Origin of the sequence: Sphingomonas sp. 7/4-4 (assembly GCF_027941955.1) — a bacterium.
Lineage (GTDB): Bacteria > Pseudomonadota > Alphaproteobacteria > Sphingomonadales > Sphingomonadaceae > Sphingomonas.
In genome coordinates, this window is the sequence record NZ_CP115960.1 from 2,736,522 (window position 1) to 2,761,298 (window position 24,777).

Here is a 24,777-nt window from a genome sequence, read left to right on the forward strand (position 1 = left end):
GGGCTCAGGCCCTGCGCACCAGCCATGCCGGCGGATCGCGGACCACGCACTCGCCGATGATCCACAGCATCGCCGCGGCGCGGAAACTCGCGGCGATCGCGATGTGGAGCGGGGTGGTCGCCGGCCAGCCATGCTCCATCCCCGCGAACCACCAGAATTCGGCGAAATAGGCGGCCACGTCGCCCAGCACGAACAATGCGACCGGCCATAATCGCGGCGCGGTCATCAGCAGCAGCGGATAGAGCCACAGGTCGAATTGCGGTGAATAGACCTTGTTGGTCAGCATGAACCAGGCGAGCACCGGAGTGAACAGCACCCACAAATGCGTCCGATGCTTGCGCCAGCCAAAGCCCAGGATCAGCACGAAGCCGATGACGAAGGCGATCGCCGCGTAGCGATTGCGCTCCTCGATCAAGGTGAACCACCAGCCCATATTGGCCAGCACGTCCCATGTCGCCGCCGCCGTCCCCGACCGCCCCTGCGAGAAGCGGTAGAATTCGCTCCAGTTCTCGAACGCGAAGAGGGCGACCGGCAGGTTCACCAGCGCCCAGGCACCGATCGCCGCCGCCGACAGCGCGGCGGCGCGGAGCAGACGCTGCGCCCACGGCCGATCGTCGCCAAACAGCGCGCTCAGCCCGATCAGCGGCAGCGCGAGCACCGGAAACAGCTTCGCGGCGGTGCCGAGCCCGGCCGCGGCGGCCGCGGGCACCAGCCGCCCTTCGCGCGCGAGCAACATCGCACCGATCGCGAATACGGCCGCGGCCATGTCCCAATTATGCCCGACATAGAGGACGAGCGGCGGCGCCAGCGCCCACGCCCACAGCCTGCGCCGATCCATCCCGGCCTGCAGGAACAGCTTCAGCACCAAAGCCGCGAGCAGTCCGTTGGCGACCACCACCACGCCGAGGAAATGCCAGTCGCGCGCTCTCTCCGAACAGCAATCGCGCCGCGCCGCCTTCGACCCAGATCTGCGCGCCGGTGAGCACCGGATATTCCATCCGCGATTGGAAATAAGGCACCTTGCCCTCGGCGACCGCGCGGCCGTGCCAGAAGGGCATCACGTCGTTGTAGCAGCCGGTGGTATATTGCTCGGCATCGGTCCAGCCGCCGGGCACGCAATGCCCCTTGAACAGCCAGCCCGCGCCGATGGTGAGGGTCAGCGCGATCCACAGCCACGCCACGCGCCAGTTCACATCGCGTGGAAGAGCCCAACCCATGGCCCGGCTGCTTATCGCGCGCGACGAACGGCGTCCATGCCGCTGGACCGCTTGTCGAATGCCGATAAGCCTCAGTCCTCAAGCTCTACGGGCACGAACAGGCTGCGCTTGCCCACGCCGAGCGCGACATTGGTGGTGAAGCGGCGGACGTTCGGATTGTCGCCCATCAGCCGGCTCATCAGCGTGTCGTACGCACCGACATCGGGTGCGACCACCACCAGCACGAAATCGGCGGTGCCGGTGACGTAATAGACCTGCTGGATCCACGGCTCGGCCACGAGCCATTGGCGCAGGCGCGCGATCAGCTCGGGCCGCTCGCGCTCGATCTCGAGCGCGGCGAGGAAGAAATTCGGTTTTCCCACCTTCAGCGGATCGACCACCGCGGCGGTGGCGACGATGACACCGTCGTCGCGCAGTCGCTTGAGCCGGCGCAGCACGGCGGAGGGCGAGAGCCCGACTTCCTCGGCGAGCGCATCTGCGGTGCGCGCCGCGTCGCGCTGGACGAGGGTGAGGAGCTTGCGGTCGAACGCGTCGAGGTCGGAACGGGCCATCGCCGTCACTCTAGCGCCGATCTTCGCCGAAATCCGCCATTTCTATACGTCATTTCGCCGGAATCCGGCGCGCGCCGCCCTTATCTCTCTCCGTGCATTCTTCAAGGAGACCCCGATGATCGACCATATCGAGATCCGCACGTCGCGCATGGCGGAAAGCCTGTCCTTCTATGCCAAGGCGCTCGGCCCGCTTGGCTACACCCAGAAGGTCGATGGCGACGCCAAGGGTTTCGGCAATGACGATGCGCTCGACCTGTTCCTCGTCGAGGGTACGCCGTCGGACGTGCATTTCGCCTTCGCCGCGCCCGATCGCGCGATGGTGGACCGGATCTACGACGCCGGCCGCGCGGCTGGGCTGACGCTGGATCGGGCACCCGCGCTCGCCCCGCACATCCACCCGAATTACTATGCCGGCTATCTCCGCGATCCCGACGGGCGGTTGGTCGAGTTCGTCTGCCACGCCGCCGAACCAAGCTAATTAACAAGGGTGTCAATTCGCTTCGCTCTGATTATCATGCCCCAAAAATGAAGAGGGAGAGCAGGATGAAGCGATACTGGACGCTCGCGGCCGTGCTGGCTGCCAGTCCCGCAGCGGCGCAGACCGTGACCGTGGAGGCCGGCGCAAATGCCCAGGAGCGGCTGCAGGCCGCACTGATTGAAGCCAAGCCCGGCAGCATCGTGCGGATCGGCGCGGGCCGCTTCGAGCTCACCGACGGGCTCAGCCTCGATGTCGACCGCGTGACCGTGCGCGGCGCGGGGCCGGACAAGACCGTGCTGAGCTTCAAGGGGCAGCTCGGCGCGGGCGAAGGCTTGCTCGTCACGTCGGACGATGTGGTGCTGCGCGGCTTCGCGGTTGAGGACAGCAAGGGCGACGGGATCAAGTCCAAGGGCGCCGACCGGATCGTCTACAAGGACATCCGCGTCGAATGGACCGGCGGACCCAAGGCGACCAACGGCGCCTATGGCGTCTATCCGGTCGAGAGCAGCGACGTGCTGATCGACGGGGTCCTGGTGAAGGGCGCGTCGGATGCGGGCATCTATGTCGGCCAGTCCGACCGGATCATCGTCCGCAATTCGATCGCGACGCACAATGTCGCGGGGATCGAGATCGAGAATAGCGGCCACGCCGACGTGACCGGCAACATCGTCACGCACAATACCGGCGGCATCCTGGTGTTCGACTTGCCGGCGCTGCCCCGGCGCGGCGCGGGATGGGTGACGGTGAGCGGCAACAAGGTGGTCGACAACGACACGCCCAATTTCGCGCCCAAGGGCAACATCGTCGCGACCGTGCCCACCGGCACCGGCGTGCTGATCATGGCTGCCAACAACGTCACCGTCACCGGCAACGATCTCGCCGGCAACGGCACTGCCAACATCATGGTCATCGCCTATCGCCAGCCCTTCGACGACAAGGGCTACAACCCGCTCCCGCGCCATATCCACCTCGCCGCCAACAGGCATGGCCGCGCCGGCTTCGCACCGGCGATGCCGGGCGGCGCCGAGCTCGCCAAGGCATTGGGAGGCACCTTGCCGCCGATCTTCTGGGACGGCACCGGCGGCGACGCAGTGGACCTGACCGGCGACAATCAGGTGCCGGTACTGTCGCTCGGCCTCGCGCTCGGCGCGGGGATCGAGACCGCCAAGCCGCAGCCGGTCAAGCTTCGCGAAGAAATCCCGCCGCCGCTCGGCGTGGTGACCTTGCCCCCGGCGATGGAGGCCGCGGCCAAGTGAAGGCGCTGCTGAGCGCCGCGGCACTGCTGCTCGCGGCGCTGTTCGCGCGGGGCCACGGCGTCAACCATGCGGCGATCACCGGCGACGCCTTCCCCGCGCATCTCTCCGATTTCGGGCTGTTCGGTGATCTTCGGGCGCGCACTCCCGCGGCACGCCTGGTGCGCTACGATCTCGAGACCGCGCTCTTCTCCGATTACGCCGAGAAGGAGCGTTACCTCTATCTGCCCGAGGGCGCGCAGGCCCGATACGATCCCGACAAGGCGTTCGACCTCCCGGTGGGCGCGGCGCTGGTCAAGACCTTTGGTTATCGCGCGGGCGGCGTGTTCAAGCCGCTCGAGACGAGGCTGCTGCTCCACCGCGCGAGCGGCTGGGTGGCGCTTCCCTATGTCTGGAACGCCGCAGGCACTGATGCGGACCTGAAGCGCGCCGGCACGCGAATCCCCGTGACCTTCACCGATCCCGCGGGCACGCAGCGGAGCATCAGCTATGCCGTGCCCAACCAGAATCAGTGCAAGGATTGCCACGCGCTGAGCGGTCGGGTGACACCGATCGGGGTCAAGGCGCGCTACCTCAACCATAACGGCCAGCTCGAAAAGCTGCTCGCCGCCGGCATGCTCGACCGGCTGCCGCCCGACGCGCCGCGCATCGCCCGCTGGGATGACCGCGCCGCATCGATCGAGGACCGCGCCCGGGCCTATCTCGAGATCAATTGCGCGCATTGCCACAATCCCGCGGGTGCCGCGTCGAACTCGGGGCTGTTCCTCGACTGGCGCCAGCGGGACCCCGGCGCGCTCGGCATCCTCAAGCGCCCGGTCGCGGCGGGACGCGGCAGCGGCGATCGCGACTTCGCCATCCAGCCGGGTGCCCCCGACGCGTCGATCCTGGTCTATCGGATGGAAAGCACCGATCCGGGGATCGCCATGCCCGAGCTCGGCCGCGCCACCGTCCACAAGGAAGGCCTCGCACTCGTCCGCGAGTGGATCGCGGAGATGCCGAAATCCGGCCCCGTGCGTTAGGAGCGGATGCCCGGATATGGGAGGCAAGGATGGTGCGGACAGCGCGAAACTCGATCGGCGGCAATATCGAGACGGCCTGGGAAGCGCTGCGTGATGAAGCGACAGGCTGCACGCGCTGCCATCTGTACAAGCATGCGACGCAGACCGTGTTCGGCGAAGGCCCGGTCGACGCGCGGATGATGTTCGTCGGCGAGCAGCCCGGCGATCAGGAGGATCTGGCCGGGCTGCCGTTCGTGGGACCCGCCGGGCAAAAGTTCGACAAGGCGATCGGCGCGGCGGGGATCGATCGCGCGGGCGTCTACGTCACCAATGCGGTCAAGCATTTCAAGTTCGAGCCGCGCGGCAAGAGGCGGATCCATTCGAAGCCCGATGCCGGCGAGATCCAGGCGTGCCGCTGGTGGTACGAGCAGGAACGGCTGCTGGTGAAGCCGGAGATGACCGTCGCGCTGGGCGCCACTGCGGCGCGGCAGATGCTGGGCAAGGTCGTGACGATCAGCGGCACGCGCGGCCAGGCGATCGAACTGGCCGAAGGCGGGCTCGGCTGGGTGACGATCCACCCCAGCTTCCTGTTGCGCATGCCCGACAAGAGCCGCGCCGAGGACGAATTCGCCGCTTTCGTTGAGGATCTGAAAGGGGCGGCGAAAGTCGTCGGCTAGAGCTTGGCGGGGTCCGGGCCGAGCCGGCCGGCGGGATCGTCGAGCGTGTCGATCGCAGCCATATCCTCCGGTTCGAGCGTCACGCTGCCCGCCGCGAGATTGGCGGCGAGCCGTTCGCGCGCCGAAGCCTTGGGAATCACCGCGAGCCCGTGATGGAGATGCCAGGCGAGGATCGCCTGCGCGGGCGTGCAGCCCCGTGCTTCGGCGATGCGGACGATCTCGGGACGTCCGAGCATCGTCCCCTGCCCCAGCGGCGCCCAGCTCTGGGTCAGGATGCCGTGCGCGACGTGGAATTCGCGCAGGACGCGCTGCTGGAAGCCCGGATGAAGCTCCACCTGGTTGAGCGCCGGCGCCACGCCGGTCGCGTCGATGATCGCGCGCAGATTGTCGGCACCGAAATTCGACACGCCGATCGACTTCGCCCGCCCCTCTTCGCGCAGCCGGACGAGCGCCTTCCACGTCTCGACATAGTTGCCGAGCGAGGGCATCGGCCAGTGGATCAGGTACAGATCGACATCATCGCGGCCGAGCTGTTCGAGGCTCCGGTCGAACGCCCGCAGCGCCGAATCGAAGCCCATGTCGCTGCGCCACAGCTTGGTCGTGACGAAGATGTCGCCGCGCCCACTCAGGCCCTCGGCCACGCCCGTTTCGTTGCCGTAAAAAGCGGCGGTGTCGACCAGCTTGTAGCCAACTTCGAGTCCTTCACGGGTGATCCGCGCGGCATCGTCATTGGGGACCAGATAAGTGCCGAAGCCGATCGCGGGGATCGTGCGGCCATCGTTCATCGTCAGCGAATCGGGCATGCCCGCCGCTTAGCCTTGCGGACCGCCTTGTGCCAGCCGCGCGGCGATGGCGCGGACCTTCTCTTCGCGACCGCGGTGACGCCACCCCGGTGGTAGGGTACTTACCCGCCGCTATTCCGCGATCAGCGCGGCGAAGGGCGGCAGCAGTTCGGGGGTGGCGCCGTTGATCGCCTGAACCACGCGCCGGCCGTGCACCGCCGCGGGTGCCGGCAACGCGCTGTCGCCGAGGTTGAACGCGCAGAGCAGGGTCTGGCCTCCGGCCTCGCGCTCGAACAGCAGCAGTGCTTCGTCCGCCTGCCGGATCGTGATCGATCCGGTCATCAGCGCCGGGCTCGAATGGCGCAATGCGATGAGGCGGCGCGTGAGGTTGAGCAGGGATTCCGGATCGGCCTCCTGCCGATCGACTGCCAGCGCGGCATGATCGGGGCCGAGCGGGAGCCAGGGGCGGCCCTGCGTGAAGCCGAGCTGGGGCGCATCGGCCTTCCACGGCATCGGCGTGCGCGCGCCATCGCGGCTCAGGGTCAGCGGCCAATTGGTGATCGCCTCGGGATCACGGAGATGCTCGAAGCCGATCTCGACCTGGGTGAGCCCCAATTCCTCGCCATAATAAAGGATCGCATTGCCGCGCAGCGACAGCAGCAGCAGCATCTTCAGCCGCGCGAAGGCGGCCGCATGTTCGGGTGCGATCCAGCGCGAGATCGCGCGGGGTGCATCGTGATTCTCGAAAGCCCAGCTCGGCCAGCCGATCCCCGGGGCATGCGGCCAGCCCGCCACCGCACCCTGCACCAGAGCGGGAGTCAGGCGATCGGCGTAGAGGAAGTTGAAGCCATAGGCGCTGTTGAGCCGGATCTCGCCTTCGGTAAACAGGTGCATCTCGGGCTCGGGAGCGGGCCCGCCGACTTCGGCCACGGTGAAGCGGCCGCCGAAATCGTCCGCCAGCGCGCGCAGCTTTTCGAGGAAGCGCGGGATATCGGTGTGGCTCTGGTTGTAGATATGCTGCTGGAAATCGAACGAGCGGGTGCGCGGCGCGCCGGTATCGGGCGCGGGCGGGTTATCGCGCAGTTCGGGATCGTGCATCGTGAAGTTGATCGCATCGAGCCGGAAGCCGTCGACCCCGCGTTCGAACCAGAAGCGCGCGACGCCGAGCGCGGCTTCCTGCACCGCCGGATTGTGGAAGTTGAGATCGGGCTGCTCGCGCAGGAAATTGTGGAGATAATATTGGCCGCGGCGCGCGTCCCATGTCCAGGCCGGGCCGCCGAACACCGATTGCCAGTTATTGGGGGGCGAGCCGTCGGGGCGGGCGTCGGCCCAGACATACCAGTCGGCCTTGGGATTATCGCGGCTGGCGCGGCTTTCCTGAAACCACGGATGCTGATCCGAACTGTGCGAATAAACCTGATCGATCAGCACGCGCAGCCCCAGCTGGTGCGCGCGCGCGATCAGTGCGTCGAAATCGGCGAGCGTGCCGAATACCGGGTCCACGCCGCAGAAATCGCTGATGTCATATCCGAAATCGCGCATCGGCGACGTGAAGAAAGGCGACAGCCACACCGCATCGACGCCCAAGGAGGCGACGTGATCGAGATGCGCGGTCACGCCCGCCAGATCGCCGACGCCGTCACCGTTCGAATCGGCGAAGCTGCGCGGATAGATCTGGTAGATCACCGATCCGCGCCACCATTCGCGCGTATCGGTGTCGGGTTGCGGGGCAAGCACTCGGTTCATTGCGACTTTCCGGCGGCGCAGACGGCATAGCCGAAGGCGGGTAGGGTCAAAGTGACGCTGCCGGGGGCGGCGGCGGTTGCGGGGCAGACGCCGGCGAGCGACGCGAAGGTCGTCGAGCCGGCCTCCACCTGAACGTTGCCGGTCCAGGGCTGCGGGCTCGAATTGAAGGCGATCAGGATCTCCCCGCCGGTGACAGGATCGAAGCGCGAGACCGCGAACAGGCCGGGCTTTTCGCCGGCGAAGCGCAGGACCTGCCGGCCGCGGGTGAGCGCGGGGTGCGCGCGGCGCAGCTTCGCCAGTGTGGCGATCTCGCGGAACAACGGGTGATCGGTGTCGAAATTGGCGACGGCGTTGGTGCGGGTCGTGCCGAGCAGCTTGTTGTCGTTATAGACCGCCACCTTGCTGGCGAACATGTCTTCGCGCGCATTCTGATCGTCGCCGTCGCCGACGAAGCCCTGCTCATCGCCCGAATAGATCGTCGGCACGCCGCGCAGCAGGAGCAGCATCGCGTGGGCGAGCCGGTCGCGGGCGAGCAGTTCTTCCGCGCTCGCATTCGGATTGGCCTTGCGGATGAAGAAGGCGGCGCGGCCCTGATCGTGATTGCCGATGAAGGTGGGGAGCCTTCGCGCCGTCGCCTCGCCGCCTTCGTAGAGCGGATCGGCGGCGAAGACGGCGGCGAGCTTGTCGGTGCCGACCTCGCCTGCGCTCACGGCGTTGACGGTGCGTGCGAAGGCGAAATCGAGGACGGTCGGCAATTTGTCGACGCGGGTGTGCCGGGCGAGTGCCGACGTGTCGGGATCGGCGACTTCGCCGAAGATGTGGAAGTTCGGGATGCCCTTCGCCTTGGCGCGTGCCTGTATCGCGGGGACGAAGGCGGCCCAGAATTCGGGGTTCACGTGGCGCGCGGTATCGATGCGGAAGCCGTCGATCCCGAAGCGGTCGATCCAGCTCGCGAAGATCTCGATCATGCCCGCGATCACCCGCGGATGCTCGGTGAACACATCGTCGAGCCCGACGAAATCGCCCATCGTCGAGCTCTCGCCCGCGAAGGTCGAGTTGCCGCGATTATGGTAATAGATCGGATCGTTGAGCCAGGCGGGAACCTTCACGTGCCGCTCGGCCGCGGGCACGAACGGCGTGTAGGCGTAATCGGGCCGGGTCAGTTTCGCGAAATTTTCGGGCGTCCGGATGTCGTCGCCGGCGAAGCCGTTGTTGATCGCCGCACCAGCGACGCCGCCTTTGCGCCCGTACGGAAACTCGGCGCGGCTACGATAGGCGCAGTCGCCGCACTCGCGATACTGGATCACGTCCGCGGTGTGATTGACGATGATGTCCATATAGACCTTGATCCCGCGGGCATGCGCCGCGTCGACCAGGGCCTTGAAGTCCGCATCGGTGCCGAGATGCGGATCGACAGTGGTGAAATCGGTCACCCAATAGCCGTGATAGCCGGCGGATTCCTGCCCCTTCGGGCCCTGCACCGGCTTGTTCTTGAAGATCGGGCCGACCCAGATCGCCGTGGCGCCGAGCGCCTCGACATAATCGAGCCGCGCGCGCAGGCCCTTGAGGTCGCCGCCATGGTAGAAACCCTTGGCCGCGGGATCGAAGCCGGTGACGAGCCGGCCGCCCTTCAGCCCGCCGCGATCATCGGTGGTGTCGCCATTCTCGAACCGGTCCGGGAGCAGAAAATAGAGAACCTCGTCCTCGGGCAGGCGATCGCGATAGCCCTGCGCGGCGGCGGGCATGGCGGCGAGCATGGCAAGGAAGAACGCGGCGAGCTTCATGCGGCGATCTCCTCACGCGCGGCGCAATGCTGGCGGATGAAAGCCGCGTGATCGGACATCTGGGCGACCTCGCGCGCAGTGAGCTTGGCGAGCAGATCGAGATATTCGGCGAGCTCCGCGCTGCCCGGCTGATCGGCGAGCGGGTGGTGCCCTCGGCGGCGATCCCCTGCCCGACGAGCACCTGCAGCCACGCGACTTCGCTGAACAGGTCGCTCTCCTCGCGGACGATCTGGCCCGAGGCGCGCCACAGTTCGATCTTGTGCGCGAGACTCTCCGGCAGCGGCGTCTCGCGGCGCGCGCGCCAGAAAGGCTCGTCGCGATCATTGGCCGCGTAATGGAGGATCAGGAAGTCGCGGATGCGATCATATTCCCGATCAGCCTGACGGTTATATTCTGCGCGCTGGGCCTCGCCGATGCGCCGTCCGGGAAGGAGCTTGAGGATGCGCTCCACCGCCGACTGGATCATGTGGATGCTTGTCGATTCGAGCGGTTCGAGAAAGCCGCTCGCGAGGCCGACTGCAATGACATTGGCCTGCCAGAAGGCACGGCGCTTGCCCGGCGTGAAGCGCAGCGGACGCGGATCGGCGAGCGCGGGTCCGTCGAGATTGGCGAGAAGCTGCGCCGCCGCTTCGTCGTCGGACAATGCGTCGCTCGAATAGACGATGCCGTTGCCGGTGCGATGCTGGAGCGGGATGCGCCATTGCCAGCCTGCCTTGTGCGCAGTGGCGCGGGTATAGGGCGTGAAGTCCTCCGCCCGCGCACTCGGCACCGCGAGTGCGCGGTCGCAGGGCAGCCAGTGCGACCAGTCTTCGTAACCGACGCCCAGCGCGTCGGCGATCAGCACGCCGCGAAAGCCGGTGCAATCGATGAACAGGTCGCCGGGAATGCTGCGTTCGCCGTCGAGCCGCAGCGCAGTGACGTCGCCGGTCCCGGAATCGCGCTGCACCTCGACGATCCGCCCCTCGTGCCGCGTGACGCCGGCCTGCTCGGCATAGCTCCGCAGGAAGCGCGCATAGAGGCCCGCGTCGAAATGGAATGCGTACGGCATTTCGGGAAGCATCGCCGCGGTGCGCGCGGGGCCACGCTGCATCCGGTTGGCGAGCGCGGCGGCGTTGTTGAGCGAATAATCGGCGAGCGGGCCGGCCACGCCCTCGGCCCTGCCGCGCAGCCAGCTGTGCTGGAAGGCGACGCCTCCATTGGGCCGGCCGACATCGCCGAACGCGTGCATATAGCGCCCGCCCTTCGTCCAGCCGACGAATTCGATCGCGAGCTTGAACGTCGCCTGCGTCGCAGCGATGAACGCGTTCTCGTCCACGCCCAGCCCGGCATTGAACATGCGGATCTGCGGGATGGTCGCCTCGCCCACCCCGACCGTGCCGATCTCTTCGGATTCGACCAGAGTCACGCTGAAGCCGGGGCCGAGGAAGCGGACCAGCGCGGCGGCGGTCATCCACCCTGCGGTGCCGCCCCCGGCCACGACGATGCGATAGGGCTGTTCGGACGACACGCTACGCTCCCGGAAAGGCCATGGCCCGGGCTCCGCGGAGCCCGGGCAGGGTACGCATCAGAACTTGTACGAGAGGCCGAGATAATAATCGCGGCCGTAGCGCTGATATTCGCGCGTGAGCCGCGTATCGCCCGCCTCGGTGGTGATGAACGGCGCGTCGGTGAGGTTCTTCGCCTGGGCGAGGATCGAGAGGCCGGTGAGCGGACCGCTCTGGAACTCGTAGCCGATCTGGGCATCGAGCACGCCTTCGGCCTTGCCCGTGCGATATTCGGGATTGGCCGAGAGACCCGCCAGCTCGGCGAGGAACTCGTCGCGCCAGCGATAGGTCGCGCGGGCCTGGAAGCCGTTCTTCTCGAAATAGGCCGTGCCGGTGCCGATCCACTTCGACTGGCCCGGCAGCGTCACCGGGCTATTGTCGGCATAGACGATCTTGCTGTCGACATAGCTGCCGGTGGCGAAGATGCCGAAGCCGTCGAGCGCCTGGCTGAACACGCTGAACGGCAAGGACGCAGTCGCCTCGACGCCGAGGATCTCGCCGCGGCCGGTATTGGCCGGCGCCTTGACGAGGCCGAACTGCGCGTTCTGCGCCACCACGATCGCGCGCTGCGGCGCTGGCAGCACCGAGAGCAATGCCGAGAAATCATAGAGCACGCTGTTGTTCGGATCGACGAAGTCGGTGAGGTGCTTGAAGAAGCCGGTCAGCGCCAGATAGCCACCGCCGTGGAAGTATTTCTCGAACGAGACGTCGATATTGTCCGACTTGTAGGGCTTGAGCTCGAAATTGCCGCCGTTCGAGCTGAACGGGCTGTTCTGCGGCGAACCGCCGAGGCCGATCTTCGAGAAATCGACGCTGACCGCCTGGGTGATGCGCTCCTGGTCGAGGCGCGGGCGCACCATCGTCTGCGCGGCGCCGAGCTTGATGTAGAAGCCGTCGTCGAGCTCGACGCTGAACGTCGCCGAGGGCAGGAAGTTGGTGTAGCTGATCTCGCCGTCAACCGGCGCGGTGATGACGGCGCCGGCCTGGAGCGCGGCGATCTGCCCCGACGAACCCTGCTTGGTGTGCACCACCTGGAAGCCGAGCGAACCCTTCAATGCCTTGCCGCCGACGGTGCCGTCGATCGCGAGCTTGGCATAGCCGGTGAGCACCTTCTCGGTGATGATATTGTCGCGGACCAGCGAGTCCGGGCGGTTGTCGAACACCGAATTGAGCAGGCCGTAGACCTTCATCGGATCGTAGGTCAGCATCTTCGGCACGCCGAGATAGTCGAGCGAGACCTGCTCATCGAGCAGCGCGTCGGCCGGGACGGCGAAGCTCGTGGGCGTGCCGCTGGCGACGGTGCAGTTGGTGCCGCCGCCCGGCGGGCAGAGGAAATACGACGTGTAGCGGCTCTGCTTCTCGCGGCGGCTGTAGTTCGCGCCCACTTCCCAGCTCTTGACGATCGAGTTGCTGAACTCGCCGTTGAAGCTGGCGCGCAGCGACTTGAGATCGTCGGTGAAGTCCGGGCGGTTGAGGAAGCCGGCCTGGACCACGGTCTGGGTGCCGTTGAAGCCCCAGCCGCGCGGATCGGTCAGGCTGATGATGCCGGTATTGGTGTAATCGAGCGTGGGCACGATGTCGTAGGTGCCGTCGCTGTTGTGCGAGATGTGGATCGTGTCCTTGGCGCCCGACGAATTATAGCCGGTGCCCGAATAGGTCTCGAGCAGGAAATCGGTGCGGGTCGCGCGGCTCCAGCTGGCGTCGACGACGAAGTGGACCGAATCGCTGAGGCGGAAATCGTTGTTCCAGCCGAGCGAGAGATTGTCGGCGGAGCGCTTGTTGAAATCGTTGCGCTGGACGCCGACGACATTGGTCAAAGTCGCTTCGGTGACCAGCCCGTCCTCGACCGTGTAGCCCGGCTGGATGATTGCGTTCGAGCCCCAGTTCGGCGCGATCGGGAATTCGATGCCGCGCAGCCGCTGCGTCTCCTCGAAATTCGAATAGAGCGCGTCGAAGGTCGAATGGAAATTCTCGCTCGGCTCCCACTCGACCGTGGCGACGCCGCCATAGCGCTTGAGCACGTTCGACTGGACGTACGGCTTGGCACCGCCGAGGAAGAGGTTGCCGCCGGCGAGCGGCTCGGTCGGGAAACCCCAGGCGGCGTAGCGCTCGATCTGGGTCGGCGTGCTCTGCGCCGACAGGCCGATCGCGATGCCCAGCGTGTCGCCCGCGAACTTGCCGACATAGGTCGCCGAGGCGCGATAGCCGTAGCGGCTGCCGTCGGGATTGAGCTTGTCCTTCTCGTTCATCTGCCCGCGCGCCGATACGACGAAGGCGGTCTTGGAATCGAGCGGACGCAGCATGCGCAGGTCGACCGTGCCGGCGATGCCCGCGGCGACCAGCGAGGCGTCGGCCGATTTGTAGACATTGACCGTCTTGAAGAATTCCGAGGGGTATTGGTCGTATTCGACGCCGCGATTGTCGCCCACGGTCACCTGCTCGCGGCCGTTGAGCAACGTGGTCGAGAAATCGGGGCCGAGGCCGCGGATCGACAGGCGCTGGTCGCGGCCCTCGAGGCGCTGTGCGGTCACGCCGGGGAGGCGGGCGAGCGAATCGGCGATCGAGACATCGGGCAGCTTGCCGACGTCTTCTGCCGAGATCGAATCGACGATCATCGACTGATCGCGCTTGATCGCGGCCGACGAGGCGAGCGAGGCGCGGATGCCGGTGATGACGATCTCTTCGCCCTGGGTGTCGGCGCTCTGCGCCGGATCGGCGGCGGGCGCGTCCTGCGCCATGGCCGGCGCCGCGAAGGCCGCGAGCGCGAGCGCGACGCCAAGTGCGTGGCTGCTTGCCCCAAGAGCCATGCGAGTGGCCGAACGGCCACGGTTATTGCTGATCAAAGTCCATCTCCCCTAAACCGCGCAACGTTCCGGCTCTTGGCGGCCGGTTCATTTCGAATGCGCAACATGTGGCCCGCAAGGAACTGCGTGCCGTTGGGCCGCACTTCTTCCGAAACACCCCTCCCCGACCAGCCAGTCACATACGTATTCAATGCCGTTCTCCGCCCAGAGTGGCCCGTTTGCATCACCCCTGTCGTTGACCTGGGAGGCGATCTGCGCGCATTGCATATTATGCGAAGCGGCACAGACCGCCTGCGGGGAAGGACAGCCAGAGGCATGCAGCGCAAGCCGACCTCATTCGATATCGCGCAACTGGCGGGCGTCTCGCAGCCCACCGTCTCGCGTGCGCTGCGCGGCGAGCTGGGGGTGAACCCGGCGACGCGGCTGCGCATCGAATCGATCGCCAAGCAGCTCAACTACCGCGTCGACAAGGCTGCTTCGAACCTGCGCACGCGCCATTCGCAGACGCTGGCACTGCTGATCTTCGAGGATCCGACCGCGGATGATTCGCTGATCAATCCCTTCTTCCATTCGATGCTGGGCTCGATCATCCGCGCCTGCGCCGAGCACGATCACGATCTACTGATCAGCTTCCAGCAGCTCTCCAGCGACTGGCACACCGATTACGAGGATTCGCGCAAGGCCGACGGGATCATCCTGCTCGGCTATGGCGATTACGAGCTGTATCGCTCGCGGCTGCGCGCGCTCGAGGATGCCGGCACGCATTTCGTGCGCTGGGGCTCGGTCCAGTCCGAAGCGTACGGCCTCACCGTCGGCTGCGACAATCATGGCGGCGGCAAGGAAGCGACGCGGCACCTGCTCGATCTCGGACGGCGCAGCATCGCCTTTCTCGGCAGCGCATCGAGCCATTATCCCGAATTCCACGATCGCTATCGCGGCCACGTCGCCGCGCTCAAGCAAGCGGGGATCATTCCCCGCCCCGGCCTCCAGTTCGACGCGATCACCACCGAGGAAGCCGGCGCCGCAGCGGCGAACGCGTTGCTCGCAAGCGGCGAGAAGTTCGACGCGATCCTCGCGGCCAGCGACTTGATCGCGATCGGCGCGATGCGCGCGCTGCAGGCGGCGGGGCTGGGCGTGCCGGACGAGGTGGCGATGGTCGGCTTCGACGATATCCCCGCCGCCAGCTCCGCCAGCCCCCGCTCACCACGGTGATGCAGGACCCGCGGCTCGCTGGGCGCAAGCTGGTCGAGACGCTGATCGGCCGCATCCGCGAGCAGCCGATGGGTTCGGCGCTGCTGCCGACCAGATTGGTGGTGCGCCGCTCGTGCGGTGCGCCCGAGCAGCCTATTGCAAAGTAGGATTTGTTCTGTTTTTGTTCGTACCGGGGAAGCCCGGATCGGACGGGGATTCCGTGAAATATAATTACGAGATGAATCGCGTTTCGGCGAATTGAGTCAATTTAGTGCCGGTCACGGGCTGCGGCGCCAGCGGGAAGATGAGCAAATGATCGAAAAGCCGCGCCAGTCTCTTGCCGGCCTGTGGAACATCAGTTTCGGCTTTTTCGGCATCCAGATCGGCTTCGCGCTGCAGAACGCCAATATGAGCCGGATCTTCCAGACCTTCGGCGCGAACATCGACGATCTGCCGTGGCTATGGGTGGCGGCGCCGTTGACCGGATTGCTCGTCCAGCCGGTGATCGGGCATATGAGCGATCGGACGTGGCTCGGCCGGCTGGGTCGGCGGCGGCCCTATTTCTTCGCCGGCGCGCTGCTCGCGGCGCTGTCGCTGTTCGCGATGCCGCTGGCGCCCGCCTTGCTGTTCGCCGCCGTGATGCTGTGGGTGCTCGATGCCTCGCTCAACGTCTCGATGGAGCCGTTCCGCGCGTTCGTCGGCGATATGCTGCGCAAGGACCAGCACGCCGCGGGTTATGCGGTGCAGACCGCGTTCATCGGCACAGGCGCGGTGGTGGGATCGATCTTCCCTGGGCACTGGAGCATCTCGGCGTGTCCAATGCGGCGGCGGACGGCGGCATCCCGGATACCGTGCGCTTCGCTTTCTGGTTCGGCGGAGCGGCCTTGTTCCTCTCGGTGCTGTGGACGGTGGTGACGACGCGCGAATATGCGCCCGACGCCATGGCGGCATTCGATAGCCCTGCCGAGCAGGATGCAGGCGACGGCAACACGCTTGCCGGGCGCGGCTATGGCGCCAGCGCGGCCTGGCTGGCCGCGGGTGCGCTGGTCGTCTGGGCGGTGGGGCAGTTCGGGCTGGAAAAGGAAGTCTATCTGCTCGGCGCATTGCTGCTCGGCTATGGCCTCTCCAGCGCCGTTGCGATCGCGCTGGCAAAAGCGGGTCGGCGACCAACATGCTGAGCAGCATCGTCGGCGACTTTTCGGGCATGCCCTTGCTGATGAAGCGGCTGGCGGTGGCGCAGTTCTTCAGCTGGTCGGCCTTGTTCATCATGTGGATCAACACCACGCCGATCGTGACACAGGTCTTTTACGGCGCCGCCGACGCGAGCGACCCGCTCTATCAAAAGGGCGCGAACTGGGTCGATGCGCTGTTCGCCACCTATAACGGCGTCGCCGCCATCGCCGCGCTGACGCTCCTGCCCTTCCTTGCCGCGCGGATCGGCCAGGCGCGAACGCATATCGTCGGGCTGCTGTGCGGCGCGGCGGGCTATGCGAGCTTCTTCGTGATGCCCGACCGGCACTGGCTGCTCTTGAGCGAAGTCGGGATCGGCATTGCCTGGGCGTCGATCCTCGCAATGCCCTATGCGATCCTCGCCTCGAGCCTGCCGCAGAAGAAGCTCGGCATCTATATGGGGCTGTTCAACGTCTTCGTGGTGGTGCCGCAATTGCTGGTCGCGACCGCCATGGGATCGATCATGAAGCGTTTCTTCCCCGGCGAGCCGATCTGGACGATGGCCTTCGCGAGCGCGACGCTGGTGCTGGCGGCGCTGGCGATGCTGCGAGTCGCTCGACTGACGCGGGGGTAATGCTGCCCTTCGTTCGTGCTCCGGCGAAGGCCGGAGCCTTGGCCGAAGCCACCGCTCGCCTCCAACGCTCCGGCCTTCGCCGGAGCACGGGGTCATTCCGCCGCCTGGATCGCCGGCCCGAAATCGAGTTCGGCCTGGGCGACGGGCGCGAAGCTGCGGCGGTGGTGCGGCGTCGGGCCGAGCCGACGCAGCGCTTCCTGGTGGACCTTGGCGGCGTACCCCTTGTTGCTCGCCCAGCCATAGCCGGGAAACGCTACATCAAGCTCGGTCATCATGCAGTCGCGGCGATGCTTGGCGACGATCGAGGCCGCCGCGATCGACAGGCACAAGGCGTCGCCGCCGACCACCGCGTGGCTCTGATGGTTCCAATCGGGGCAGCGATTGCCGTCGACCAGCACGAACGCCGGCACGAAGCCGAGCGCATCGACCGCGCGGGTCATAGCCAGCATCGTCGCCCAGAAGATGTTGAGCGTGTCGATCTCCTCGACGCTCGCCATCCCGACGCCGACCTTGGCGCACTCGAGGAGGCGGGCGCAGAGATCGGCGCGCTTCGCCGCAGTCAGCACCTTCGAATCATCGATGCCATCCGGAATGCATTTGGGATCGAGCACCACCGCGGCCGCGACCACCGGACCCGCCAGTGGACCGCGCCCCGCCTCGTCGACACCGGCGACAAAGCCCTTATGCAGACGCTGATAGCGGCGCTCGAACTTCAAATCAGGCATCGTCGAGCCGCCATGGCGGAAAGCGGCGCATCTCGCCAGCCTGATAGAGACGGATCGCATTGCCCGCCGGATCGCGCAGCCGCGCCTCGCGCCAGCCCCAGGGCTCGTCCTTGGGTTCCTGTTCGAACGTGAACCCCTGTTGCTGGAGATAGGCGACGGTCACGTCGAGATCGCCGCATTCGAAATAGACCACCGGCGCGGTGTAATCCTTGTCGGTGGCGACCGAGAAGGTCGCGCCGCCCTCGGTCTCGAAACGGGCGTAACGCGGGCTAGCCCGGACGACCTGCCGAAGGCCCAGCAGGCGATAGAAACGCTCGGACGCGGCGAGATCCCGCGCGGGCACCGTCACCTGGTTCAGCATCGGCTCGAAGAAGCTCATGTTGAGATCGAGCCGCACCGCCTGCTGCCCCATCGGGCCGTGGCCGCGCCCGAGATCGGGTGCCTCGCGCATCGCGATCCGTACGAAACGGCGCGCGCGGTTGACGGCTTCGGGCAGGTCCCATTCGGCCGCGAGGCCGCAGGCGATCGCCGAAGAGAGCGTACAGCCAGTGCCGTGCGTCGCCTCGCTCTCGATCCGCGGATCGCTCCATTCGATCATCGGCGGATCATCGGGATTGGCCGAGTGCAGCCGATCGGTGACTTGCGGCGTATCGCCATGCCCGCCCTTGACCAGCACCGCGCAGCCATGCGCCGCCACCAACGCCGCGGGATCGCCGCCCAGTGCTTCGAGCTCGGGGAGATTGGGCGTGACGATCGTCGCGCGGGTCATCAGCCGCTCGAACGCGGCGACCGTCGCCTCGTCCGCCAGCGTCGCGCCGCTGCTCGCGACCATGACGGGATCGAACACCACCGGCACCCCGGGAGCTCGGCGAGCTTGTCGGCAAGCGCAAGCGCAGTGCGCGCCGATCCGATCATCCCGATCTTGATCGCATCGACGCCGATATCGCGCACCACTGCGTCGATCTGCGCGATCACCATGTCGGTGGGCACCGGATGCACGGCGCCGACGCCGAGCGTGTTCTGCGCGGTGATCGCAGTGATCGCGGTCATCGCATGGCCGCCGAGCATGGTGACGGTCTTGATATCGGCCTGGATGCCCGCGCCGCCACCCGAATCGGAACCGGCAATGATCAGGATACGCGGCGTCACTGGTCTATCCCTTGAACTTGCGCTCCGCCGACGCGGGGTGGCGCTCGAGCGCCTTACCAGTTCGCGTCGGCCGGTCCATCAGTTCGCCGCCGCAATTGGGGCAATTCTCGTCCATCGCCTCGGCGCATTCGGCGCAGAAAGTGCATTCGAACGAGCAGATGAACGCGCCGGGATCGTCGGCGGGGAGATCCGTGCCGCAGCGTTCGCAATCGGGGCGCATTTCCAGCATCGTCACACACCTCCGTTCGCCCTGAGCTTGTCGAAGGGCTGTACTTCTTCTTGTGCCGCGGATGAAGAAAGAACGGTGCTTCGACAAGCTCAGCACGAACGGATTGGGTCAGGCGGCCGCCTCGCGCACTGCGTCGCATACCCGGTCGACCACCGCCTCGACCTGACCGCGATCGTCGCCCTCGGCCATCACCCGGATCACCGGCTCGGTGCCTGAGGCGCGGATCACCAGCCGGCCATTGCCGTCCAGCTCGGCTTCGGCGGCCGCGATGGCGTCCTTCACCCGCGCATCGTCGAGCGGCTTGCCGCCCTTGAAGCGGACATTCTTGAGTATCTGCGGCAGCGGATCGAAGCGGTGGAGCACTTCGCTGGCCGGCGCGCCGGCGCGGACCAGTTCGGCGAGGACCTGCAGCGCCGCGACGAGGCCGTCGCCGGTGGTGGCATAGTCCGAGAGGATGATGTGCCCCGATTGCTCGCCCCCGACATTGTAACCGGAGGATCGCATCTTCTCGAGGACGTAGCGGTCGCCCACCGCGGTCCGCACCATGCCGAGGCCCTGTGCGGCAAGATGCCGTTCGAGCCCGAGATTGGACATCACCGTCGTCACCAGCCCGCCCCCGCGAGGCGGCCCTGCCGCGCCCAGCCGCCGGCGATCAGGGCCATCAATTGGTCGCCGTCGATCACCCGGCCGGTCTCGTCGGCGACGATCAGCCGGTCGGCGTCGCCGTCCAACGCGATGCCGATCTGCGCGCCGCTCGCGACCACCGTCTCGCACAGCGTGTCCGGCGCGGTCGAGCCGACGCCGTCGTTGATGTTCTTGCCGTTGGGGGTGACTCCGATCGCGATCACTTCGGCGCCGAGTTCCCAGAGCGCCGAGGGCGCGACCTGATAGGCCGCGCCATTGGCGCAATCGACCACGATCTTGAGCCCGTCGAGCGTCAGATCGCCCGGAAAGGTGGACTTGGCGGCGTGGATATAGCGTCCCCGCGCATCCTCGACGCGCCGCGCCCGGCCGATATTGGCGGCGGGCGCCAGCGGGACCTCGCCGTCGATCAGCGCCTCGATCGCGAGCTCGTCTTCGTCGGAGAGCTTGTAGCCGTCGGGGCCGAACAGCTTGATGCCGTTATCGGCATAGGGATTGTGGCTGGCCGAGATCATCACGCCCATGTCGGCGCGCATCGATTGGGTGAGCAGCGCCACCGCCGGCGTCGGCATCGGCCCGACGAGCACCACGTCCATGCCCACGCTGGTGAACCCCGCCACCATCGCGTTCTCGAGCATATAGCCCGAAAGCCGGGTGTCCTTGCCGATCACGACGCGGTGCCGGTGATCGCCGCGCGCGAAATGCGCACCGGCCGCCATCCCCACCTTCATCGCCATCGCCGCGGTCATCGTCGAGACGTTGGTCGTGCCCCGAATTCCGTCGGTACCGAAATATTTTCTTGCCATGCCCTGCCTGTTCGCGCCCTTGTGGCGTTTCGTGCCCGCAGAGATAGCGGCGAAAACTACAAAGGGCGAGCATGTCGCAACCTACCCGTATCCTCCTCGCATTGATCGCGGGGCTCGTCATCGGCGTGATCGCCGCCAACTGGTCCCCGAATGTCGCGCTGCAGGTCGCAGACTGGGTTCAGCCGATCGGCACGATCTGGCTCCACGCATTGCAGATGACGATCGTGCCCCTGGTCACTTCGCTGCTGATCACGGGAATCGCCGCAACCGCCGAGCGGGCCAAAGCGAGCCGCCTCGCGACGCGCGCCTTCGTCACCTTCATCGTCCTGCTCTGGGTTTCCTCGGCATTGGGAGGCGCGCTGACGCTCGGCTTCCTCGACCTCTGGCCGCTCGATCCGGGCGCCGCCGCCGCGCTGAAGGGCGCGCTTGCGCAGGAAGCGCCCAAGATCGGCGAGGTACCGCCGTTCTCCGACTTCCTCATCGCGATGGTGCCGTCGAACCCGGTCACTTCCGCCGCGAGCGACGCCTTCCTGCCGCTGATTCTGTTCACTACCGTCTTCGCCTTCGCAGTGACCCGCCTGCCCGCCGAGGAGCGCCAGCGCCTGACCGGCTTCTTCGAGGCTTTGGGCAATGCGATGCTGGTGGTGATCAACTGGGTGCTGTGGCTCGGACCGATCGGCGTCGGCGCCCTGGCCTATGTCGTCGGCGCGCGCGCGGGCACCTCGGCGTTCGGCGCGCTGCTCCATTATGTCGCGGTGATCTCGGCCGTCGGCATCGTATTGTGGCTGCTCGCGGCACCCTTCGCCTGGATCGCCGGCCGGGTATCGCTGCTCCGCTATCTGCGCGCGGTCGGCCCCTCGCAGGCAGTCGCGCTCAGCACCCAATCGTCACTGGCGAGCCTGCCGGCGATGCTCAAGGCGACCGAGAAGCTCGACGTGCCCGTCGCGCATTCGGGCGTGACGCTGCCGATCGGCGTCGCGATCTTCCGATGGACCGGCCCGGCGATGAACTTCGCAGTCGCGATCTATGTCGCGCACTGGTTCGGCATCCCGCTCGGGCCCGGTCAGCTCGCCGCGGGGCTCGCCGCAGGGGCGATCACGACGATGGGCGCGGTCGGGCTGCCGGGCACGGTGAGCTTCGTCAGCTCGATCGCGCCGATCGCCATTGCCATGGGCGTGCCGATCCTGCCGCTCGGGCTGCTTGTCGCGGTCGAGACGATCCCCGACATCTTCCGCACGCTCGGCAATGTCGCGATGCAGGTGTCCACCACGCGTGCGGTCAGCATCCGCTCGGGCGACGTCGACGAGTCCGCTAGCGAGGCCGACGCGCTGCTGAGCGAATAAGGATCACTCGACCCAGTCGAGCCCGATCTCGCGATAGAGCGAGCGGTCTTCCTCCCATTTCGGGTTGACCTTGACGTGCAGGTACAGGTGCACCGGCACGCCCATGATCCGCGAGAGTTCGGCGCGGGCACGGGCGCCGATCTCCTTGATCCGCGCGCCGCCCTTGCCGAGCACGATCGCGCGCTGGGTCTCGCGTGCGACGAGGATCTGCTGGTGAATCTCGACCGAACCGTCGGGCCGCTCGGAATATTTCTCGGTCTCGACTGCGCTCGCATAAGGCAGCTCGGCATGGAGCTGGAGATAGAGCTGCTCGCGCGTGACTTCGGCGGCGATCATCCGCTCGGTCGCATCGGACACCTGGTCCTCGGGAAAGTGCCAAGCGCTCTCGGGCATCGCCGCGGCGAGCGCGGTCTTGAGCTCGGGGATACCGTCACCGGTCTGCGCGCTGACGAAATAGGTCTCGTGGAACGGCAGCATCTCGTTGAGCCTCGCGGCGTGGCCGAGCAGGCGCGGCTTGTCGGCGATGTCGACCTTGTTGAGGATCAGGATTTTCCGCTCGGGGCGGCCCGCGAGACTCTCGACCACCTGCTGGACCTTTAGCCCCGTCCCGCCCTTGCCGTCGACCACCAACGCGATCAGGTCGGCGCCTTCCGCGCCTTCCCACGCCGCGGCGACCATTGCGCGATCGAGCCGGCGTTCGGGCGTGAAGATGCCCGGCGTGTCGACGAGGATCAGCTGGGCGTCCCCTCGATCGCGATCCCCATCAGCCGCGCGCGCGTGGTCTGCGCCTTGGGACTGACGATCGCGACCTTCTGGCCGACGAGCGCATTGACGAGCGTCGACTTGCCCGCATTGGGCGCGCCGACCACGGCGATCACGCCGCAATGTGTGGTGGGGGTGGGTTCGGTCATTGTTCTCGCGGTTCGGGCTAGCGCCCTTCGACAAGCTCAGGGCGAACGGTATTTAGCTTGCGCCCGGGTTCACAACAGCCGTTCGCCCTGAGCTTGTCGAAGGGCGGCCATCGTCCTGGCGATTTCGCGCCAGTATAGACAATCGCTCCCAATCGCCAGCGATCAGCGCTTCCTTCTTCGCGCGGCTCCAGCCTTTGATCCGGCGTTCGGTTACGATCGCTTCGTACCGGGTCGGAAACTCTGCGCACCACACCAGTTTCACCGGCAACCGGCTCGAAGTGAATCCTTTGATCACGCCGGATTGATGCTGCGTTACGCGCGCTTCCACGTCTTCGGCGTGGCCGGCATAATAGGCGCCATCCCGACAGCGGAGCAGATAGACCCAGAAGCCCATCGCTTGAGACTGCGGCAGGGACGGCGCTTCGACAAGCTCAGCGCGAACGGAGAGAGGACGTATCTACCCACCGTTCGCCCTGAGCTTGTCGAAGGGCGCGTTTTTACTTCGCCAGCTTCTCCAGCAGCGCCGCCGCTGCCGCGGTCTCGGCTTCCTGCTTGCTCGTCCCGTCGCCCGTCGCCTCGGCGAGCTTGCCGATCGCGACCTTCACCTTGAAGCGTGGCGAATGGTTGGGGCCCGAGCGATCGACGATCTCATATTCGGGCGGGCGGCGGCTGTGCGCGGCGGCCCATTCCTGGAGCGCCGACTTGGGATGCCTGGGTGCCTGCACCTGCAAATCGATGCGCTTCGCCCAGGTTTTCCGGATGAAGTCGCGCGCGGGCTCGATGCCGAATTCGAGATAGAGCGCGCCGATCAGCGCCTCCATCACGTCGCCGAGGACATTGTCGCTGTCCGCGGCGCCGTCCTCGCGTGCCTGTTTGCCGAGACGCAAATGCGGGACCACGCCCACTTCACGCGCGACATCGGCGCAGACCGGGCCGGTCACCAGCGCGTTGAGCCGGCGCGACAGCGCGCCTTCGGGTTCCTCGGGAAAGCGCTCGAACAGCCATTCGGCAATCACGAGGCCGAGCACCCGATCGCCGAGGAATTCCATCCGCTCGTAATTGGCGGCGGCCTGGCTGCCATGGGTCAGCGCGCGGGTATAGGCAGTGAGGTCGGCGGGCTTGCGGCCGAACGTCTCGGCGATCCATCCCCCCAGCGCCGCGGTCAGAAGCCTTCTCCGATGCGGTCCCAACGCGCCGCGGTGAACCAGGTCCAGGGCAGGAACCAGTTGGCGCTGCCGTCGGTCGACCAGAAATTCACCACTGCCTTGCCCTCGAGATTCTCCAGCGGCACGAACTCGATGCCCCCATCGGCGTGGCTGAATCGGCTGTCGGTCGAATTGTCGCGGTTATCGCCCATCAGGAAGACATGGCCGGCGGGCACGGTGTAGATGCCGGTATTGTCCTTGGGATAGGTGCCCTGATCGAGCACCTCATAGGTCTTGCCGTTGGGCAGGGTCTCGCGGAAACGCGGGATGCTGCACACCTGATTGCCCGTCGCATCGATGTTCTGGAACTGCGGCTGGCAGCGCTGGAAATTGGGAGTGATTGGCAGCACGAACTTGGCCACCTCGTCCTTGGGGATCGGCTTGCCGTTGAGGATCAGCTGGCCGTTGACCATCTGCACGCTATCGCCCGGCAGGCCGATGACGCGCTTGATCCAGTCGGTATCGTTGCCGGGGGCGCCTTGAACACCACCACGTCGCCGCGCGCGGGCGTGCCGCCGAAGATGCGGCCCGGGATCAGCGGCAGGCTCCACGGTAGCGAATGCTTCGAATAGCCGTAATTCCATTTGGTGATGAACAGATAGTCGCCGATCAGCAGCCGCGGCAGCATCGATTCGGACGGAATCGAAAAGGGCGAGAAGATGAAGCTCCGCACCACGAACACGATCAGCGCGAGCTTGAGCAGGAAACTGCCCAGATCGCGCCATTCGGACTTGGGTTTCTCCGTCGCGGTCCCCACCGAATAAGGCTTCGGGGCTTCGGCTGCCGGCTTTTCGGGCTCGGTAGAGGGCACATTATCCATATGGCGTGCTCTGCTTGGGCTAAGCGGGGAGGTCAAGCGGCTGAATCCGGCTGGAAGCGACCGGTGCGGGACGTTAGGGGCAGCCTGCATCCAAGGAGATGAACATGGCATTGCCCGA

At 66.5% G+C, this 24,777-nt stretch carries 15 protein-coding genes and 8 pseudogenes; 7 read left to right on the plus strand and 16 right to left on the minus strand.

What is annotated here, in order from left to right; all coding sequences use genetic code 11:
• Positions 1–4: 4 nt before the first annotated feature.
• From PIB19_RS13790 to PIB19_RS13800, 3 genes are all read right to left on the minus strand, one after another.
• On the minus strand, positions 5–865 hold the full coding sequence (locus tag PIB19_RS13790) for a hypothetical protein (protein ID WP_271237830.1): 861 nt from the start codon (positions 863–865) through the stop codon (positions 5–7).
• Positions 774–1,217, minus strand: a complete 444-nt coding sequence (locus PIB19_RS13795; RefSeq protein ID WP_271237831.1) for a hypothetical protein — start codon at positions 1,215–1,217, stop codon at positions 774–776. The genes PIB19_RS13790 and PIB19_RS13795 overlap by 92 nt, the downstream gene beginning before the upstream one ends.
• 71 nt (positions 1,218–1,288) lie before the next feature.
• Entirely contained in the window at positions 1,289–1,768 is a 480-nt protein-coding gene (locus PIB19_RS13800; RefSeq protein WP_271237832.1) for an Lrp/AsnC family transcriptional regulator, read from the minus strand.
• A 115-nt stretch (positions 1,769–1,883) separates the two neighbouring features.
• Between PIB19_RS13800 and PIB19_RS13805 the strand changes: the two genes are divergently transcribed.
• The 4 genes and pseudogenes from PIB19_RS13805 to PIB19_RS13820 all read left to right on the plus strand — a co-directional run.
• Positions 1,884–2,246, plus strand: a complete 363-nt coding sequence (locus PIB19_RS13805; RefSeq protein ID WP_271237833.1) for a VOC family protein — start codon at positions 1,884–1,886, stop codon at positions 2,244–2,246.
• A 65-nt stretch (positions 2,247–2,311) separates the two neighbouring features.
• Positions 2,312–3,502 (plus strand): parallel beta-helix domain-containing protein, encoded by a 1,191-nt coding sequence (locus tag PIB19_RS13810; protein WP_271237834.1) that lies wholly within the window; start codon positions 2,312–2,314, stop codon positions 3,500–3,502.
• Complete coding sequence (locus PIB19_RS13815) at positions 3,499–4,518, plus strand: SO2930 family diheme c-type cytochrome (protein WP_271237835.1); 1,020 nt, start codon at positions 3,499–3,501, stop codon at positions 4,516–4,518. The genes PIB19_RS13810 and PIB19_RS13815 overlap by 4 nt, the downstream gene beginning before the upstream one ends.
• Positions 4,518–5,174 (plus strand): annotated as a pseudogene (locus tag PIB19_RS13820) (UdgX family uracil-DNA binding protein); the annotation flags it as partial. The gene PIB19_RS13815 and the pseudogene PIB19_RS13820, both read left to right, overlap by 1 nt.
• Here PIB19_RS13820 and PIB19_RS13825 read toward each other — a convergent pair.
• The 5 genes and pseudogenes from PIB19_RS13825 to PIB19_RS13845 form a co-directional block, all read right to left on the minus strand.
• A complete protein-coding gene (locus tag PIB19_RS13825) occupies positions 5,171–5,977 on the minus strand; it encodes an aldo/keto reductase (protein ID WP_271237836.1) in 807 nt (268 codons plus the stop codon). The pseudogene PIB19_RS13820 and the gene PIB19_RS13825 overlap by 4 nt on opposite strands.
• Before the next feature lie 111 nt (positions 5,978–6,088).
• Entirely contained in the window at positions 6,089–7,702 is a 1,614-nt protein-coding gene (locus PIB19_RS13830) for an alpha-amylase family glycosyl hydrolase (protein ID WP_271237837.1), read from the minus strand.
• A complete protein-coding gene (locus tag PIB19_RS13835; RefSeq protein ID WP_271237838.1) occupies positions 7,699–9,486 on the minus strand; it encodes an alpha-amylase family glycosyl hydrolase in 1,788 nt (595 codons plus the stop codon). The genes PIB19_RS13830 and PIB19_RS13835 overlap by 4 nt, the downstream gene beginning before the upstream one ends.
• Positions 9,483–10,936 (minus strand): annotated as a pseudogene (locus PIB19_RS13840) (tryptophan halogenase family protein). Before PIB19_RS13840 ends, PIB19_RS13835 begins: the two are co-directional and overlap by 4 nt.
• A gap of 114 nt (positions 10,937–11,050) precedes the next feature.
• Positions 11,051–13,837 carry a TonB-dependent receptor gene (locus tag PIB19_RS13845; RefSeq protein WP_271237839.1) on the minus strand — a complete coding sequence of 929 codons (2,787 nt, stop codon included), beginning with the start codon at positions 13,835–13,837 and terminating at the stop codon, positions 11,051–11,053.
• A gap of 312 nt (positions 13,838–14,149) precedes the next feature.
• On the opposite strand from PIB19_RS13845, the pseudogene PIB19_RS13850 reads away from it, so the two are divergent.
• Together PIB19_RS13850 and PIB19_RS13855 are read left to right on the plus strand one after the other, a co-directional pair.
• A pseudogene (locus PIB19_RS13850) lies at positions 14,150–15,192 on the plus strand (LacI family DNA-binding transcriptional regulator).
• A 145-nt stretch (positions 15,193–15,337) separates the two neighbouring features.
• Positions 15,338–16,829 (plus strand): annotated as a pseudogene (locus tag PIB19_RS13855) (MFS transporter).
• Between the two features lie 92 nt (positions 16,830–16,921).
• On the opposite strand, the gene PIB19_RS13860 reads toward PIB19_RS13855, so the two are convergent.
• The 4 genes and pseudogenes from PIB19_RS13860 to glmM form a co-directional block, all read right to left on the minus strand.
• Positions 16,922–17,554: a ribonuclease HII gene (locus tag PIB19_RS13860; RefSeq protein WP_271237840.1), complete on the minus strand. Its 633-nt coding sequence runs from the start codon at positions 17,552–17,554 to the stop codon at positions 16,922–16,924.
• Positions 17,547–18,703 (minus strand): annotated as a pseudogene (gene thiD, locus PIB19_RS13865) (bifunctional hydroxymethylpyrimidine kinase/phosphomethylpyrimidine kinase). Before thiD ends, PIB19_RS13860 begins: the two are co-directional and overlap by 8 nt.
• A gap of 4 nt (positions 18,704–18,707) precedes the next feature.
• Positions 18,708–18,932: a DUF1272 domain-containing protein gene (locus PIB19_RS13870; RefSeq protein WP_271237841.1), complete on the minus strand. Its 225-nt coding sequence runs from the start codon at positions 18,930–18,932 to the stop codon at positions 18,708–18,710.
• Between the two features lie 108 nt (positions 18,933–19,040).
• Positions 19,041–20,380: pseudogene (glmM, locus tag PIB19_RS13875) on the minus strand (phosphoglucosamine mutase).
• A 71-nt stretch (positions 20,381–20,451) separates the two neighbouring features.
• Here glmM and PIB19_RS13880 point away from each other — a divergent pair.
• Positions 20,452–21,723, plus strand: a complete 1,272-nt coding sequence (locus tag PIB19_RS13880) for a dicarboxylate/amino acid:cation symporter (protein WP_271237842.1) — start codon at positions 20,452–20,454, stop codon at positions 21,721–21,723.
• Between the two features lie 3 nt (positions 21,724–21,726).
• Here the strand turns inward: PIB19_RS13880 and era are convergent.
• From era to lepB, 4 genes and pseudogenes are all read right to left on the minus strand, one after another.
• Positions 21,727–22,634, minus strand: a pseudogene (gene era / locus PIB19_RS13885) (GTPase Era).
• Positions 22,635–22,686: 52 nt separating this feature from the next.
• Complete coding sequence (locus PIB19_RS13890) at positions 22,687–23,028, minus strand: GIY-YIG nuclease family protein (RefSeq protein WP_271237843.1); 342 nt, start codon at positions 23,026–23,028, stop codon at positions 22,687–22,689.
• A gap of 103 nt (positions 23,029–23,131) precedes the next feature.
• Positions 23,132–23,824 carry a ribonuclease III gene (gene rnc, locus PIB19_RS13895; protein ID WP_443018617.1) on the minus strand — a complete coding sequence of 231 codons (693 nt, stop codon included), beginning with the start codon at positions 23,822–23,824 and terminating at the stop codon, positions 23,132–23,134.
• Positions 23,797–24,659: pseudogene (gene lepB / locus PIB19_RS13900) on the minus strand (signal peptidase I). The gene rnc and the pseudogene lepB overlap by 28 nt, the downstream one beginning before the upstream one ends.
• Positions 24,660–24,777 lie beyond the last annotated feature (118 nt).

Coding starts and splice junctions, on each gene's coding strand:
- PIB19_RS13795 (WP_271237831.1), bottom strand. CDS start 1,217: ATGGGTTGGGCTCTTCCACGCGATGTGAACTGGCGCGTGGCGTGGCTG.
- PIB19_RS13800 (WP_271237832.1), bottom strand. CDS start 1,768: ATGGCCCGTTCCGACCTCGACGCGTTCGACCGCAAGCTCCTCACCCTC.
- PIB19_RS13805 (WP_271237833.1), top strand. CDS start 1,884: ATGATCGACCATATCGAGATCCGCACGTCGCGCATGGCGGAAAGCCTG.
- PIB19_RS13810 (WP_271237834.1), top strand. CDS start 2,312: ATGAAGCGATACTGGACGCTCGCGGCCGTGCTGGCTGCCAGTCCCGCA.
- PIB19_RS13825 (WP_271237836.1), bottom strand. CDS start 5,977: ATGCCCGATTCGCTGACGATGAACGATGGCCGCACGATCCCCGCGATC.
- PIB19_RS13830 (WP_271237837.1), bottom strand. CDS start 7,702: ATGAACCGAGTGCTTGCCCCGCAACCCGACACCGATACGCGCGAATGG.
- PIB19_RS13835 (WP_271237838.1), bottom strand. CDS start 9,486: ATGAAGCTCGCCGCGTTCTTCCTTGCCATGCTCGCCGCCATGCCCGCC.
- PIB19_RS13845 (WP_271237839.1), bottom strand. CDS start 13,837: ATGGCTCTTGGGGCAAGCAGCCACGCACTTGGCGTCGCGCTCGCGCTC.
- PIB19_RS13860 (WP_271237840.1), bottom strand. CDS start 17,554: ATGCCTGATTTGAAGTTCGAGCGCCGCTATCAGCGTCTGCATAAGGGC.
- PIB19_RS13870 (WP_271237841.1), bottom strand. CDS start 18,932: ATGCTGGAAATGCGCCCCGATTGCGAACGCTGCGGCACGGATCTCCCC.
- PIB19_RS13880 (WP_271237842.1), top strand. CDS start 20,452: ATGTCGCAACCTACCCGTATCCTCCTCGCATTGATCGCGGGGCTCGTC.
- PIB19_RS13890 (WP_271237843.1), bottom strand. CDS start 23,028: ATGGGCTTCTGGGTCTATCTGCTCCGCTGTCGGGATGGCGCCTATTAT.